This is a genomic window from Citrobacter amalonaticus Y19 (assembly GCF_000981805.1).
GTDB lineage: Bacteria > Pseudomonadota > Gammaproteobacteria > Enterobacterales > Enterobacteriaceae > Citrobacter_A > Citrobacter_A amalonaticus_C.
This window is the reverse complement of the sequence record NZ_CP011132.1, coordinates 5388326-5403291: the sequence shown is the minus strand read 5'-3', so window position 1 is coordinate 5403291 and position 14966 is coordinate 5388326. Positions and strand designations below refer to the sequence as shown.

Below are 14966 nucleotides of genomic sequence, written 5' to 3'. Positions count from 1 at the left end.
CAGAGGGTTCAGCGACTTTTTTACTGTTCCTTAGAAGGCCACCCACTCATCGCCTGGCGCAGCGGGTGCCGGACGTCGCTGACCGGCGGGGGCTGCACTTTTGGCCGGTAGATTGGGCGTGTCATTTTGCGATAACCGGAACTGCTGCACAGAACGTTGTAAATCTTCCGTTTGTCTTTCCAGCGCTGCAGCGGCGGCGGAGATCTGCTCCACCAGCGCGGCGTTTTGCTGCGTGACGCCATCCATCTGGGTAATCGCAACACCAACCTGAGAAATCCCTTTGCTCTGTTCTTCCGACGCCGAGGCGATTTGTTTCATGATGGTATTGACCTCCGTCACGCCGCTCAGGATCGCCTCCATCGTTGAACCGGTATCCTTCACCAGTGCCGCGCCGTGGTCGACGCGGCGAGCGGATTCGGCAATCAACGTGTCAATCTCTTTTGCCGCGTTCGCGCTGCGACTCGCCAGATTACGCACCTCGCCAGCGACAACGGCAAACCCACGCCCTTGCTCACCCGCACGCGCGGCTTCGACCGCCGCGTTTAATGCAAGAATGTTGGTCTGGAAGGCAATGCTATTGATGACGGTCGTAATTTCAGCAATCTGCTTCGAGCTGGCGGAAATTCCGTCCATTGTCTCGACCACTTCCGACACCAGCGATCCCCCTTTTCCTGCCGTGCGTGATGCAGACTCAGCCAGAAGGCTAGCCTGACGCGCGTTATCCGCATTCAGCTTCACCGTGGCGGTAAGCTGTTCCATGCTCGCGGCCGTCTCTTCCAGCGCAGCAGCCTGCTCTTCCGTTCGCGATGAAAGATCGTTGTTGCCGCTGGAGATTTCAGTGGCCCCGCGCCAGATATTGTCGCTGCCGGAACGGATCGTGTTTACCGCATCGCGCAGGCTGTCCTGCATCGCGCGTAATAAAGGCACCAGTTGACCGACGCAGTTGCGGCCAATGTCGTCAATCGGCTGACTGAGGTCGCCCTGGGCAATCTGGCGAAACTGTTGACGGATCCGCGCCAGCGGCTTCACCAGCATGGTCACCAGATAGCGATCGGTAAAGAAGAGGATCGCAATGCCCAGGATCACTGCGCCGATGATCAGAGTACGGATGATCGACGTTTTGCTATCCACCATCACGCGGGTTTGATCAAGCATCACCCCCGCGGCTTTATTAAAGCGTTCCGCACTGGCACCAAACGCCCGGCTCAATACCGGCGTCACGTTGTTTGCCTGCTCGCTCCAGGCGCTCTGAGTCCCCTGCTGCGCCAGTTGCATTTGCGGCGTGACGCCTTTGTCGAGGAGATCCTGCCAGCTTGCCAGCACTGCGGCGGAGACCTCGGGATCCATCGGGCCTGGCGAAAGGGTTTTCATCTCTTGCAGATTTTTGCTCATGTTATCCAGCGCCTGCTGTACGGGAGCAAAATCCGGCGTGCCGCCGCTGGCTTTCAACTCCATCGCACGGCTGAGTCGGGTAACAAAGCGGAAATACTGATCGTTGCCCTGGCTGAGCACCGTCATTTGACGAACAAGATGGCGATCGACTTCGTTACCATCAGCGACACGAGAAAGAGACCAGGTGCTGTACAAACCCACACCCATCCACATTAAACAGAAAATACCAAGGATCGCGAGCATGACGACCCGGATGGTGAAATTACGCAGTATGTACATATATGTTCCTTGCCGTTAGGGAGAAGTCGCCCAGAGGCGAGTCTTAATCTCGTTATCGGCAAAGAATGAAGAATATATACTGACTTTTGTTTTTTTACTTTCATAAACAATATCCCCGTTTCTTATATTCCTATAATTAACAATGAAAAATATCGGGAATATTACCTGACTAACGATTATCGTGTTATTTATGACAAATATTTGTCAAACCATGCCAGCGTTCTTTGCCAGGCCAGCTCAGCAGCGGCCTGGTCATATCGCGGCGTAGAGTCATTATGAAAGCCATGATTCACGCCGGGATAAATATAAGCTTCATAAACTTTTTTATTCTCCTTCAACGCAGCTTCATACGCTGGCCAGCCTTCATTGATATTTTTATCCAGCTCCGCGTAATGCAGCAGTATCGGCGCTTTTATCTTCGGCACATCTGCCGCGGCAGGCTGGCGGCCATAAAACGGCACCGCGCACTCGAGTTCAGGATAGGCTACAGCCGCCGCATTCGAGACTCCGCCACCGTAGCAAAATCCGGTGATCCCCACTTTCCCGCTGGCCTCAGGGTGCTGTTTCATAAACTCGACGGCGGCAAAAAAGTCATTCATCAGTTTCGTCGGATCCACTTTCTGCTGTAAGACTTTCCCTTCTTCATCGTTTCCAGGATAGCCGCCCACCGAGCTTAAACCGTCGGGTGCCAGCGCAATGTAGCCCGCTTTCGCGACCCGCCTTGCGACATCTTCAATATAGGGATTCAGCCCCCGGTTCTCATGCACCACCACCACGGCAGGCACATTGCCCGTCACGTTGGCCGGTTTCACCAGATAACCGCGCACGTTGCCATGACCATTTGGCGACGGATAGTGAATATATTCAGGCAAAATATCGGGATCGGTAAATTTTACCTGTTCCGCCAGCGCGTAGTTGGGCTTGAGCATGTTGAACAGCGCCAGCGCCGTCACCCCGCCAACGGCGTACTTTGCCGCGAGATTGAGGAACTCCCGTTTCGAGATTTTCCCGTGTGCGTAGTAGTCGTAATAATCGAGCAATTCTTGCGGAAAATCTTTGGCTGTCAGACGCGTCATCGCATATCTCCGGAATTTGTGATTTTATAAGCATAGAATGAAAACGCTGTTTCGAAAATTCATCACAAGAAAGGAGACATCATGTCCTGGAACGCCTCCCCTGACCGCTATGAGAATATGCAGTACCGCTATTGCGGTAAAAGCGGCCTCCGACTGCCCGCGCTATCGCTCGGTCTGTGGCACAGCTTCGGTCACGTTCAAGCCCTCGACTCACAGCGCGCGCTGCTGCGAAAAGCCTTTGATCTAGGCATCACCCACTTTGACTTAGCCAACAACTACGGGCCGCCTCCGGGTAGCGCGGAAGAAAACTTCGGTCGCCTGCTGCGCGAAGAGTTTGCCGCCTTGCGCGATGAACTGATCATCTCGACCAAAGCCGGTTACGACATGTGGCCAGGCCCCTATGGTTCCGGTGGCTCGCGTAAATATCTGCTCGCCAGTCTCGATCAGAGCCTGAAACGTATGGGACTGGATTACGTCGATATTTTCTATTCTCACCGTGTAGATGAAAACACGCCGATGGAAGAGACGGCCTCCGCGCTGGCTCACGCCGTGCAAAGCGGTAAAGCGCTGTATGTCGGCATTTCGTCTTACTCGCCGGAACGGACGCAAAAAATGGCTGAGCTTTTGCGCGAGTGGAAGATCCCGTTGCTTATCCATCAGCCGTCTTACAATCTGCTGAACCGCTGGGTGGATAAAAGCGGTTTGCTGGATACGTTAAAAGCCAATGGCGTGGGCTGTATCGCCTTTACGCCACTGGCACAGGGGCTGCTCACCGGGAAGTACTTGAACGGTATCCCGGACGGCTCACGGATGCAGCGCGAAGGGAAGAAAGCACGCGGTCTGACAGAGAATATGCTGACGGAAGCTAACCTCAACAGTCTGCGTCTGCTGAATGAGATGGCGCAGCAGCGCGGTCAATCAATGGCGCAAATGGCGCTCAGTTGGCTGTTAAAAGACGATCGCGTCACTTCCGTGCTGATTGGCGCAAGCCGCCCGGAGCAACTGGAAGAAAACGCTCAGGCGCTGAAAAATCTGTCGTTCACTGCTGAAGAGCTTGCGCAGATTGATAAGCATGTCGCTGACGGTGAGCTGAACCTCTGGCAGGCATCGTCCGATAAGTAACGTGCAGTGCCGGGTAGCGACAGCGGCTACCCGGCCTGTTCAGTCAGTGCTTATGGCGGGTTAACCTGTCTAGATAGACCGTTACAAACGCCGACAAGACGAACTCAACATTCCCCTCAAACGTCGTCTGGATTGATCCACGGACGCTGATACTCAGGCCACACCAGCGCCACCAGTGACGGGTACGCCTCAACGCTAAACTCACGGAAGCACTGACGTAAGTTCAGCACGTCGAGATCGGAATGGGGGACTTTTTCACCGTTGAGACAGCGTTTTTTAATCGTGTCGTAGTATTTATACACCGCTGAATTGAGATCGCTGCAACGCCGTTGGGCATCAAACAGCCCTGGGGTGTCATTCAACTGCGCCATCGTCATGCGTTTTATCGTTGCGTGAAGGAAATCAATATATTCGTGATTGACGCGCCAGTACCATACCGGTGTAATAGCATTCATCAACGCAGAAAAATGATCCTCGCCCTCTTCTTTGGTCAGAGGTATTGATTGAGTCGCAGAGGCCAGTTCTTCAGCGTTGCGCGGTTTATTAAACTCACGCATTAATAACAGCACGCCGCCGGTCAGCAATAGCAAGGTAATGACAGAATAAAAAATACTGTTCATAGAATGACTCCATTTTTTTTGATTCTAAAATTACCCCATGTTATTGTCAACGCGACCTGCCAAATAAAAATAACTATATTTTTGATATTAAAGGAAATTATGACATGCTTCCCGAGCATCTTGTGCCACCGCGTTTTCATCTGTCACCCGCAGGTCAGACGGAAGGAACAGCAGAAAACGATGATAATTTAACTAAGGGCAAAACAACCCTTAGCGATTATGAAGCCGATATCTTAATTAGCGCAACCGCCACCGGGCAATCTAAAAATATCCTGCTCGAAGAACATGATCGTCATTTTAAAGAACGTCTTGAGCGGGTGGCAAGAATTGAGACTTTCGCCCGAGTTATTAATGCGTTACAGGCTGAAGGCGATATTGATGCCCAGACCTTAAGTAAAATAATTGCTGAAATGACCGACCATATAAATGAAAACGGCAATGAAATTTGGCTTAATTTAATTACCCGAGAGAAAGACTCGCCCCTTTTCTATTCTCTGGATGACGAACAATGATTAAAGATGTTGAAGATAATAATGTCTATTTAGCGTTGGATAATCATAAAAGCGATAAATTTATCTTAAAGCAGAATCTTGCCGCGCTCATCGCCAATAAAAATGCAGTCCTCGAAAGTGTGGCGCAAGAAGTGACCTCCATCCCGGCGGCGCTGGTTCGTCTGAAATGGCAAAACCGGCGGGAAATTTACGCGTTTCAGGTGAAGGAAGAGATTTATGGCGCAGCGCTCAACGCGATCATCAAACAGAACCCGGAACTACATGACAAAATCATGGCGCGGCTGGAGAGCACCTGGCAGCATTTGCTGGCTCGAGAGACCGCCACATTACGCCTGACGCGCAAACTGGCCGAAGGGAACACCCGCACGATTGACATCACCACCGTCGCGCTCAATGAACGCCTGGCACAGCCCCGCAGCGACAGGCAATAAAAAAGCCGGGTAGCGATAACGCCTTACCCGGCCTTTCTTCTCATCGCACCCGTGGCGACAACGATTATTTCGCTTTCGCGACCTCTTCGCCGACCAGGCCAATCTTCAGATAACCCGCCTGATGCAACGTGTCCATCACCTTCATCAGGGTTTCATAGTCGACGGTTTTATCCGCGCGGAAGAAGATCGTGGTGTCTTTCTTCCCTTCAGTCAGCGCAGTCAGTTCAGCCACCATGGTCTCGTCCGTCACCGGCTCGTTACCAATAAACATGCTGTTGTCTGCTTTGACCGACAGATAAACGGGTTTTTCCGGGCGCGGTTGCGGCGTACTGGAAGACGCTGGCAGGTTTACCTTCACATCCACAGTCGCCAACGGCGCGGCCACCATAAAGATGATCAGCAGTACCAGCATGACGTCGATAAACGGCGTCACGTTGATTTCGTGCATTTCACCGTTATCGTCCAGATTTTCATTAAGACGCATTGCCATGAAACATTACCCTACACGTAATTTCTGCGCGGTACGTACCGGATGGGCGGATGCGCTTGCATCCAGATCCAGGTCGCGGCTTTGCAGTAACAGCACCTGTGCTGCTACATCGCCCAGCATCGCTTTAAGACCGCCAATCTGACGGGCAAAAATGTTATAGATAACCACGGCGGGGATAGCGGCAACCAGACCGATGGCCGTCGCCAGCAGTGCTTCGGCGATACCCGGCGCGACGACGGCGAGGTTAGTGGTCTGCGTTTGCGCAATCCCGATGAAGCTGTTCATGATGCCCCAGACCGTACCGAACAGACCGACAAACGGTGAAATCGCCCCGATGGTCGCCAGGTAGCCATTTCCGCGCCCCATATGACGTCCCGCCGCCGCAACGCGACGCTCCAGACGAAAACCGGTACGCTCTTTAATCCCTTCGTTGTCCTCACTGCCCTGAGACAGTTCCAGTTCGTTCTGCGCTTCATTGAGCAATAGAGTGCTTAAGCTTTTGGCACCAAAGTTTGCTGCAATATCGCTGGCCTGATCCAGAGAGCGGGCTTCCGCCAACAGCTGCTGTTCGCGCTTAAGCCGACGCTTCTGGGAGAAGAACTCAACACTCTTACTGAAGAAGATAGCCCAGGTGACCACTGACGCCAGAATCAGACCAATCATCACGCACTTAACCACAATGTCGGCGTGCTGATACATACCCCAGACGGAAAGATCCGTCTGCATCAAATTATTACCCACTCTGTATCTCCAGGACGCAAATCACAAATTCTGAGCGTAATAATATCAAAACGACGTCGAATTGATAGTCGTTCTCATTACTATTTACATAGTGCCGCACCTTTGGTTTCTTTTCCTTGCGCTTACGCAGTAAAACGTTACGGGAGGGAATTTTAATAAAATATTGTGCTTTATCCTGTTCCCCAGGATGCGCATTTTGTCATTCGTGGTAGTTTAGACATCCAGACGTATAAAAAAAGGAAACACGACATGGCAGATAAGCAACTGGACACCAGACTGGTCGGCGCGGGGCGCAGTAAAAAATACACGCTGGGTTCGGTGAATAGTGTGATTCAGCGCGCTTCTTCACTGGTTTTTGAAACCGTCGAAGCCAAAAAGCACGCCACCCGCAACCGCGCCAACGGTGAACTTTTTTACGGACGCCGCGGCACGTTGACCCATTTCTCGTTGCAGGAAGCGATGTGCGAGCTTGAAGGCGGTGCCGGCTGCGCGCTCTTCCCCTGCGGCGCCGCGGCTGTCGCCAACACCATTCTGGCCTTTGTCGAACAAGGCGACCACGTGCTGATGACTAACACGGCCTATGAGCCGAGCCAGGATTTCTGTACCAAAATCCTCGGCAAACTGGGGGTGACCACCGGCTGGTTCGATCCGCTGGTCGGCGCTGACATTGTTAAGCATCTTCAGCCCAACACCAAAGTGGTTTTCCTCGAGTCACCCGGTTCCGTGACCATGGAAGTCCATGACGTACCGGCGATTGTCGCCGCCGTCAGACGCGTTGTGCCGGACGCCATCATTATGATCGACAACACCTGGGCGGCGGGCGTGCTGTTTAACGCTCTCGATTTCGGTATTGATATCTCGATTCAGGCGGGGACCAAATACCTGATTGGTCATTCCGATGCGATGGTCGGCACCGCCGTTTCGAACGCCCGCTGCTGGGATCAGTTGCGTGAGAATGCCTATCTGATGGGGCAAATGGTCGATGCTGATACGGCTTATATGACCAGTCGCGGGCTGCGCACTCTGGGCGTGCGTCTGCGTCAGCATCATGAAAGCAGTCTGAAGATCGCCGAATGGCTGGCTGCCCATCCGCAGGTCGCACGAGTAAATCATCCGGCGTTACCGGGCAGTAAAGGACACGAATTCTGGAAACGTGACTTTACGGGGAGCAGTGGGCTGTTTTCATTTGTGCTGAATAAAAAGCTGAATAATGACGAGCTGTCCGCTTATCTGGATCACTTCAGCCTTTTCAGCATGGCCTATTCATGGGGCGGGTTTGAGTCGCTGATTCTGGCCAATCAGCCTGAACAGATTGCGGAAATTCGCCCGGAAGGGGGTGTGGATTTCAGCGGCACCCTGATCCGTCTTCACATTGGTTTAGAAAATGTTGACGATCTGATTGCAGATTTAGCCGCCGGTTTTGCTCGCCTCGTGTAAAATTGACGCTAATGGACAGCTATGCAGACACTCCGAGCGAAATTGTCTGCATTTGTTGCGCCCGGGATCAAGTCATCCGGGCCTGTTCAGGAGTACAATAGGGTCATTAAGGCGTAAACGCTGTTCCACAGGAAAGTCCATGGCTGTCATTCAAGATATTATCGCTGCGCTCTGGCAACATGATTTTGCCGCGCTGGCGGACCCACATGTTGTTAGCGTCGTCTACTTTGTGATGTTTGCCACGCTGTTTTTAGAGAATGGCTTGCTACCGGCCTCATTTTTACCCGGCGATAGTCTGCTGCTATTAGCGGGCGCATTAGTCGCGCAGGGTGTCATGAGTTTTGTCCCTACCCTCTTGATCCTGACGACAGCAGCCAGCCTCGGTTGTTGGCTAAGTTATATTCAGGGACGCTGGCTGGGTAATACGCGAACGGTAAAAGGTTGGCTGGCGCAACTTCCAGTGAAATACCACCAGCGCGCGACCTGCATGTTTGACCGCCACGGTCTGCTGGCACTGCTGGCAGGACGTTTTCTGGCGTTCGTGCGCACCCTGCTACCCACCATGGCGGGTATTTCCGGACTCTCTAACCGTCGCTTCCAGTTCTTCAACTGGCTGAGCGGCCTGCTGTGGGTCGGCGTGGTCACCAGCTTTGGCTATGCCCTCAGCATGATCCCGTTTGTGAAGCGCCATGAAGATCAGGTCATGACCTTCCTGATGATCCTGCCCATTTTCCTGCTGGCGGCGGGTTTGATCGGCACGGTTGTGGTCGTTATCAAGAAGAAATACTGTAGCGCCTGATAGGTTGATTGCCGGATAGCGCTCTGCTTATCCGGCCTGCGCCGTCCGTCAACTCCCCTGCATGGTGCGGATCCGCGCCGCATCCTCTCCCGGTGTTACCCCGAAATAGCGCTTAAATTCACGACTGAACTGCGACGCACTTTCATAGCCCACCTGCATCGCCGCCGCGCTGGCCTTCATGCCGTCATGAATCATCATCATCCGCGCCTTATGTAATCGATACGTTTTCAGATACTGCAACGGCGATGTGCTGGTAACTGACTTAAAATTATGATGGAACGCAGAGACGCTCATGTTCGCTTCGGCCGCCAGTTGCTCGACGTTGAGGTTTTCGGTGTACTTATTTTCAATGCGCTTGAGCACGCGGCTAATCAGGCTGAAGTGGGTCTGACGGCTCACCAGCGCCAGCAGCGCGCCGCCGCGTGGCCCGGTCAGAACGTGATAGAGGATCTCACGGATAATCTGTTTACCGAGGATCCGCGCGTCCAGCGGTCGCTCCATGACGTCGAGCAGACGTTCTGCCGCGCAGAGGATCTCCTCAGAGAGCATCGCGGAGTTGATCCCGCTTGCCGCCATCGACGGCTGAAAGTGCTCGTCCTCGCCAATGTCCATCAACAGCTCCTGCAATTGCAGAATATCGACATTGATGCGAAACCCGGCGAGCGGCACGTCCGGTGTCGCATAGGTTTCACATTCGAAGGGTAAAGGTACTGTCAGCAGCAGGTATTCACTGGCGTCGTAACGGAAAACCCGCTCATTGATATAACCGATTTTATGGCCTGAAAAGAGAAATATGATGCCGGGGTCATACATCACAGGTGTACGCAAACCCGGTTCAGTACCATACAGCAGACGGATGTCCGGTAACAGTTCACCGAGCTTATGTTCATTATTTTTCAACTGCTTAACTTTATCCGTCAGCAGCAAACAGATCTCTTCGCGGTTCATGACAGGAATTTTTCTCAACGGATGACGACGCCTTGATTGTGCGCAAGTTTATCGTTTTTCTCCAGCACTCTGGAGAAATGGGCAAGACATTGGCAGGAATGAGCATTGAGAGGATAGCCGCGCACGACCACAATGTTCTCCATCCGGCAGCCCCGCCTGCCCTCTTTTTTTTACCCACATAAGGGAACGAGCAATGAACAACTTTAATCTGCATACCCCGACTCGCATTCTGTTTGGTAAAGGTGCGATTGCTGAACTGCGCGCACAAATCCCTCAGGACGCACGCGTGCTGATCACTTATGGCGGCGGCAGCGTGAAAAAGACCGGCGTTCTGGCGCAGGTACAGGACGCGCTGAAAGGTCTGGATGTCCGTGAATTTGGCGGTATCGAACCTAACCCGTCGTATGAAACACTGATGAACGCCGTAAAAATTGCCCGTGAAGAGAACATTACTTTCCTGCTGGCCGTCGGCGGGGGTTCTGTCCTCGATGGCACGAAATTCATCGCCGCTGCCGCTCACTATGCGGATGGCGTTGACCCGTGGCACATCCTGCAGACCAGCGGTAGCGACATCAAAAGCGCGATCCCGATGGGTTCCGTGCTGACGCTGCCAGCAACCGGTTCTGAGTCCAACAAAGGCGCGGTCATCTCGCGTAAAACCACAGGCGACAAGCAGGCCTTCCATTCCGCACATGTGCAGCCGGTCTTTGCGGTACTGGATCCGGTTTACACCTACACCCTGCCGCCGCGTCAGGTGGCCAACGGCGTGGTTGATGCGTTTGTGCATACCGTTGAGCAGTACGTCACGTATCCGGTTGATGCCAAAATTCAGGACCGTTTCGCGGAAGGCATTCTGCTGACCCTGGTGGAAGACGGCCCGAAAGCGCTGAAAGATCCGGAAAACTACGATGTTCGCGCAAACGTGATGTGGGCAGCGACCCAGGCGCTGAACGGCCTGATTGGCGCAGGCGTGCCACAGGACTGGGCAACCCATATGCTGGGCCACGAACTGACGGCGATGCACGGTCTGGATCACGCCCAGACGCTGGCGGTGGTTCTGCCTGCGCTGTGGAATGAAAAGCGCGATACCAAACGTGGCAAACTGCTGCAATATGCTGAACGCGTATGGAACATCACCGACGGTTCTGACGATGAGCGTATTGATGCAGCGATTGCTGCCACCCGTAATTTCTTCGAACAGCTGGGCGTCCCGACTCGCCTGTCAGGCTACGGTCTGGATGGCAGTTCAATCCCGGCCCTGCTGGCGAAACTGGAAGAACACGGCATGACACAATTGGGTGAACATAAAGACATTACCCTGGATGTCAGCCGTCGTATTTACGAGGCAGCCCGCTAAGCTTTTTTCACCTCTGGCTTTCGTTTTCGGGCATTTCGTCCAGACTTAAGTCACCCTACATCACCGGAGCGTCCCTCCGGTGATGAGCACATGAAGGAGGAAAAATGGCAAACCAAACCGTAATTAAGCTTCAGGATGGCAACGTAATGCCCCAACTGGGGCTAGGCGTATGGAAAGCCGGTAACGACGAGGTCGTCTCCGCCATTCATAAAGCACTGGAAGTCGGCTATCGGTCCATAGATACCGCCGCCGCATACAAAAATGAAGACGGCGTCGGCAAAGCGTTAGCCAGCGCAGGTCTCCCCCGCGATGAGTTATTCATCACCACCAAGCTGTGGAATGACGATCAGAAACGCCCCCGCGAAGCGTTGATGGAGAGTCTGGAAAAACTCCAGCTCGATTATCTCGATCTGTATCTGATGCACTGGCCGGTTCCGGCAATCGATCACTATGTTGCCGCCTGGCAAGGCATGATCGAGCTGCAAAAAGAGGGGCTGATTAAGAGCATCGGCGTGTGTAACTTCCAGGTCAACCATCTCCAGCGACTGATTGACGAAACGGGCGTCACACCGGTGATTAATCAGATAGAACTGCATCCGCTGATGCAACAGCGTCAGCTGCATGCGTGGAATGCGACGCATAAAATCCAGACGGAATCCTGGAGCCCGCTGGCGCAGGGCGGTGAAGGCGTTTTCGATCAAAAAATTATTCGCGCCCTGGCGGATAAATACGGTAAAACCCCGGCACAGATAGTCATCCGCTGGCATCTGGATAACGGTCTGGTGGTGATCCCGAAATCCGTCACGCCGTCGCGTATTGCCGAGAACTTCGACGTCTGGGATTTCCGTCTCGACAAAGACGAACTGGGCGAGATTGCGAAACTCGATCAGGGCAAACGCCTGGGCCCCGACCCGGATCAGTTCGGCGGTTGATTCCCTTCTTTTCAGCCCGGCTTAGCGTCGGGCTTTCATGTTGTTCGCTACAGGCATGACACCTCGCCGGTTTTGTCCGGCAACGTACACGTCACGTTGAACTTCCTGCCCTCAAGCGCGTACGGCCCACCAAACGCACCGCCCAGATCGGTTTCATAGTCCTTGCCATTGGCACTCACGTGCAGTGCAGAGCGAAAATACCAGTCCACTGGACCGATTGGCACAAAGAAAGTCCATTTATAGGCCGCCGGAAAGGTAAAACGGCCATCGCTATCAGAGTGTGTCTGAGCGGACTTCCCACTGCTCACCAGGGTGAGTTGCGCGTCTTGTACCGGTTTGCCGGTGCTGCCGACAAGCCGTCCCGCCACTTCAGGTTGTATCTGGTGATGCACCACGCAACCGCTTTGCAACAGGGCGATCGTTATCACCCCTGCCATCATCCCTGCTTTCATCTCCGACTCCTGATTCTGATACTCGTCTGCCTGCTGAGGATGAAAAAATGGCTGCATCAGCAGCCACATTTATCAAACCGATGTAATCGACCCGGTAAGTTTGATGTTACCGGGCAACCACTTTATCGTCCGGCGACTTTTACCCGCTTTTTGTTGGCGGCAGGCGTCTGACGCTGATGCGCCACCGGCGTGTGTTTGGTCAATGCCGGACGGGTATTCCGGTTCTGACGACGCGCTTCGCGCATCTCTTCCAGCGTTGGCGACGGCACAAGGCACTCACGGCGTCCACCAATCAGATGCTTTTTACCCATCTCTTCCAGCGCCTGACGGATCATCGGCCAGTTCGCCGGATCGTGGTAACGCAGCAGTGCTTTATGCAGACGACGCTGCTTATCACCCTTCGGCACCACCACCTCTTCACTCTTATAGCCAATCTTACCCAGCGGGTTTTTGCCGGTGTAATACATGGTGGTCGAGTTCGCCAGCGGCGATGGATAGAAGTTTTGTACCTGATCGAGACGGAAACGATGTTTCTTCAGCCACAGCGCCAGATTCACCATATCTTCGTCACGCGTCCCCGGATGCGCGGAGATGAAATACGGGATCAGATACTGCTCTTTCCCTGCCTGCTTCGAGTAGAGATCGAACAGTTCCTTAAAGCGGTCATAGCTGCCCATGCCCGGCTTCATCATCTTCGACAACGGCCCTTCTTCGGTATGCTCAGGCGCAATCTTCAGATAACCCCCGACGTGGTGGCTTGCCAGCTCTTTGATATAGCGCGGGTCTTCGACCGCGATGTCGTAACGCACACCGGAGGCGATCAAGATCTTCTTGATGCCTTTCAGATCGCGCGCACGGCGATAGAGGTTGATCGTCGGCTCATGGTTGGTATCCATATGCGGACAGATATCCGGATAGACGCACGACAGGCGACGGCAGGTCTGCTCCGCACGCGGTGACTTGCAGCGCAGCATGTACATGTTGGCCGTCGGACCACCGAGATCGGAGATCACGCCGGTAAATCCTGGGACGGTATCGCGGATCGCTTCGATCTCATTAATGATCGAATCTTCAGAGCGGCTTTGAATAATGCGCCCTTCGTGCTCGGTGATCGAACAGAAGGAGCAGCCGCCAAAGCAGCCGCGCATGATGTTGACAGAGAAGCGGATCATCTCATAGGCCGGAATACGGCTGCTGCCATATGCCGGGTGCGGCACGCGCTTATATGGCAGGGCAAAGACGCTGTCCATCTCTTCGGTTGATAGCGGGATCGCCGGCGGGTTGATCCAGATGTAGCGATCGCCATGCTTTTGCATCAGCGCACGCGCACAGCCAGGGTTGGTTTCATGGTGCAGGATCCGCGAAGCGTGCGCATACAGCACTTTGTCGCCCTTCACTTTTTCAAAGGACGGCAGCAGAACGTAGGTCTTTTCCCACGGCTTCGGACGCGCTGGCTGCACGGTGACGGCTTTTGCTTCCTGCTTTTTCGGCGCAACAGGTTTGTTGTCGGCACACGGCAAATCTTCACCATACGGATGCGGGATCGGATCGATTTTCCCCGGCGTATCCAGACGGGTAGAATCGACGCCGCTCCAGCCAGGCAGCGCTTCTTTCACCATAATCGCGGTGTTACGCACATCGCGGATCTGGTCGATGGTTTCGCCCATCGCCAGACGGTGCGACACTTCCACCAGCGGACGCTCGCCGTTGCCGAACATCAGCATGTCGGCTTTGGAATCCACCAGCACGGAACGACGCACGGTATCGGACCAGTAATCATAATGCGCAGTACGGCGCAGACTCGCTTCAATGCCGCCAAGGATCACCGGCACATCTTTCCATGCCTCTTTACAGCGCTGGGTATAGACCAGCGTGGCGCGATCCGGGCGCTTGCCCGACACGTTATCCGGGGTATACGCATCGTCATGGCGCAGGCGGCGATCGGCGGTGTAGCGGTTGATCATCGAGTCCATGTTGCCAGCGGTTACACCGAAGTACAGGTTCGGTTTGCCCAGACGCATGAAATCGTCTTTGCTGTTCCAGTCCGGCTGCGCAATGATGCCGACACGGAAGCCCTGCGCTTCCAGCATACGGCCGCAAATCGCCATACCGAAACTCGGGTGATCGACATAGGCGTCACCGGTAACCAAAATAATGTCGCAGCTATCCCAGCCAAGTTGATCCATTTCGTCGCGTGACATCGGCAAAAAAGGAGCGGGACCAAAACAGGCCGCCCAGTACTGAGGCCAGGAGAAGAGATCTCTGTCTGGCTGGATCAGGGATATTGCGCTCATAGTGCTTCCAAAAATGGTAAAAAAATAATCAAAGGCCGGCGATTATATGCCGGAACGAAAGAGAAATCGAAGGATAATCTCTCT

15 protein-coding genes are annotated in these 14966 nt (G+C 53.8%); 7 read left to right on the top strand and 8 right to left on the bottom strand.

The genetic code is table 11. From position 1 onward, the window contains the following. Positions 1-30: 30 nt before the first annotated feature. Positions 31-1671, bottom strand: a complete 1641-nt coding sequence (locus F384_RS25230; RefSeq protein ID WP_046496996.1) for a methyl-accepting chemotaxis protein — start codon at positions 1669-1671, stop codon at positions 31-33. A 188-nt stretch (positions 1672-1859) separates the two neighbouring features. Further along, positions 1860-2747 carry a YghX family hydrolase gene (yghX, locus tag F384_RS25225; RefSeq protein ID WP_046496993.1) on the bottom strand — a complete coding sequence of 296 codons (888 nt, stop codon included), beginning with the start codon at positions 2745-2747 and terminating at the stop codon, positions 1860-1862. A gap of 81 nt (positions 2748-2828) precedes the next feature. On the opposite strand from yghX, the gene F384_RS25220 reads away from it, so the two are divergent. Next, on the top strand, positions 2829-3869 hold the full coding sequence (locus F384_RS25220) for an aldo/keto reductase (RefSeq protein WP_046496990.1): 1041 nt from the start codon (positions 2829-2831) through the stop codon (positions 3867-3869). 116 nt (positions 3870-3985) lie between these two features. Here F384_RS25220 and F384_RS25215 read toward each other — a convergent pair whose 3' ends face one another. Then, a complete protein-coding gene (locus F384_RS25215) occupies positions 3986-4489 on the bottom strand; it encodes an ESA_00282 family adhesion-associated protein (RefSeq protein WP_046496987.1) in 504 nt (167 codons plus the stop codon). Positions 4490-4593: 104 nt separating this feature from the next. On the opposite strand from F384_RS25215, the gene F384_RS25210 reads away from it, so the two are divergent. After that, on the top strand, positions 4594-5001 hold the full coding sequence (locus tag F384_RS25210) for a hypothetical protein (protein WP_046496984.1): 408 nt from the start codon (positions 4594-4596) through the stop codon (positions 4999-5001). Beyond that, positions 5001-5432 (top strand): hypothetical protein, encoded by a 432-nt coding sequence (locus F384_RS25205; protein WP_046498646.1) that lies wholly within the window; start codon positions 5001-5003, stop codon positions 5430-5432. Before F384_RS25210 ends, F384_RS25205 begins: the two co-directional genes overlap by 1 nt. 64 nt (positions 5433-5496) lie before the next feature. Here the strand turns inward: F384_RS25205 and exbD are convergent, their stop codons facing one another. Both exbD and exbB read right to left on the bottom strand, forming a co-directional pair. Further along, a complete protein-coding gene (gene exbD / locus F384_RS25200; RefSeq protein ID WP_046496981.1) occupies positions 5497-5922 on the bottom strand; it encodes a TonB system transport protein ExbD in 426 nt (141 codons plus the stop codon). Between the two features lie 6 nt (positions 5923-5928). Next, positions 5929-6663, bottom strand: a complete 735-nt coding sequence (gene exbB, locus F384_RS25195) for a tol-pal system-associated acyl-CoA thioesterase (protein ID WP_046496978.1) — start codon at positions 6661-6663, stop codon at positions 5929-5931. 249 nt (positions 6664-6912) lie between these two features. Between exbB and metC the strand changes: the two genes are divergently transcribed. Next, the gene (metC, locus tag F384_RS25190) at positions 6913-8100 is read left to right on the top strand and encodes a cystathionine beta-lyase (protein WP_046496975.1); all 1188 of its coding nucleotides are present in this window, start codon (positions 6913-6915) and stop codon (positions 8098-8100) included. Positions 8101-8239: 139 nt separating this feature from the next. Beyond that, positions 8240-8899, top strand: coding sequence for a DedA family general envelope maintenance protein YghB (gene yghB, locus F384_RS25185; protein ID WP_046496972.1), 660 nt, complete (start codon positions 8240-8242; stop codon positions 8897-8899). Positions 8900-8947: 48 nt separating this feature from the next. Here yghB and F384_RS25180 read toward each other — a convergent pair whose 3' ends face one another. Beyond that, on the bottom strand, positions 8948-9847 hold the full coding sequence (locus F384_RS25180; protein WP_046496970.1) for an AraC family transcriptional regulator: 900 nt from the start codon (positions 9845-9847) through the stop codon (positions 8948-8950). A 193-nt stretch (positions 9848-10040) separates the two neighbouring features. Here F384_RS25180 and yqhD point away from each other — a divergent pair, with 193 nt between their 5' ends. Further along, positions 10041-11204: an alcohol dehydrogenase gene (yqhD, locus tag F384_RS25175; protein WP_046496967.1), complete on the top strand. Its 1164-nt coding sequence runs from the start codon at positions 10041-10043 to the stop codon at positions 11202-11204. Positions 11205-11308: 104 nt separating this feature from the next. After that, positions 11309-12136, top strand: a complete 828-nt coding sequence (gene dkgA, locus F384_RS25170; protein WP_046496965.1) for a 2,5-didehydrogluconate reductase DkgA — start codon at positions 11309-11311, stop codon at positions 12134-12136. 47 nt (positions 12137-12183) lie between these two features. Here the strand turns inward: dkgA and F384_RS25165 are convergent, their stop codons facing one another. Further along, entirely contained in the window at positions 12184-12645 is a 462-nt protein-coding gene (locus F384_RS25165) for a carboxypeptidase-like regulatory domain-containing protein (protein ID WP_226991618.1), read from the bottom strand. 65 nt (positions 12646-12710) lie between these two features. Continuing rightward, the gene (locus tag F384_RS25160; protein WP_046496962.1) at positions 12711-14882 is read right to left on the bottom strand and encodes a YgiQ family radical SAM protein; all 2172 of its coding nucleotides are present in this window, start codon (positions 14880-14882) and stop codon (positions 12711-12713) included. Positions 14883-14966: the final 84 nt, after the last annotated feature.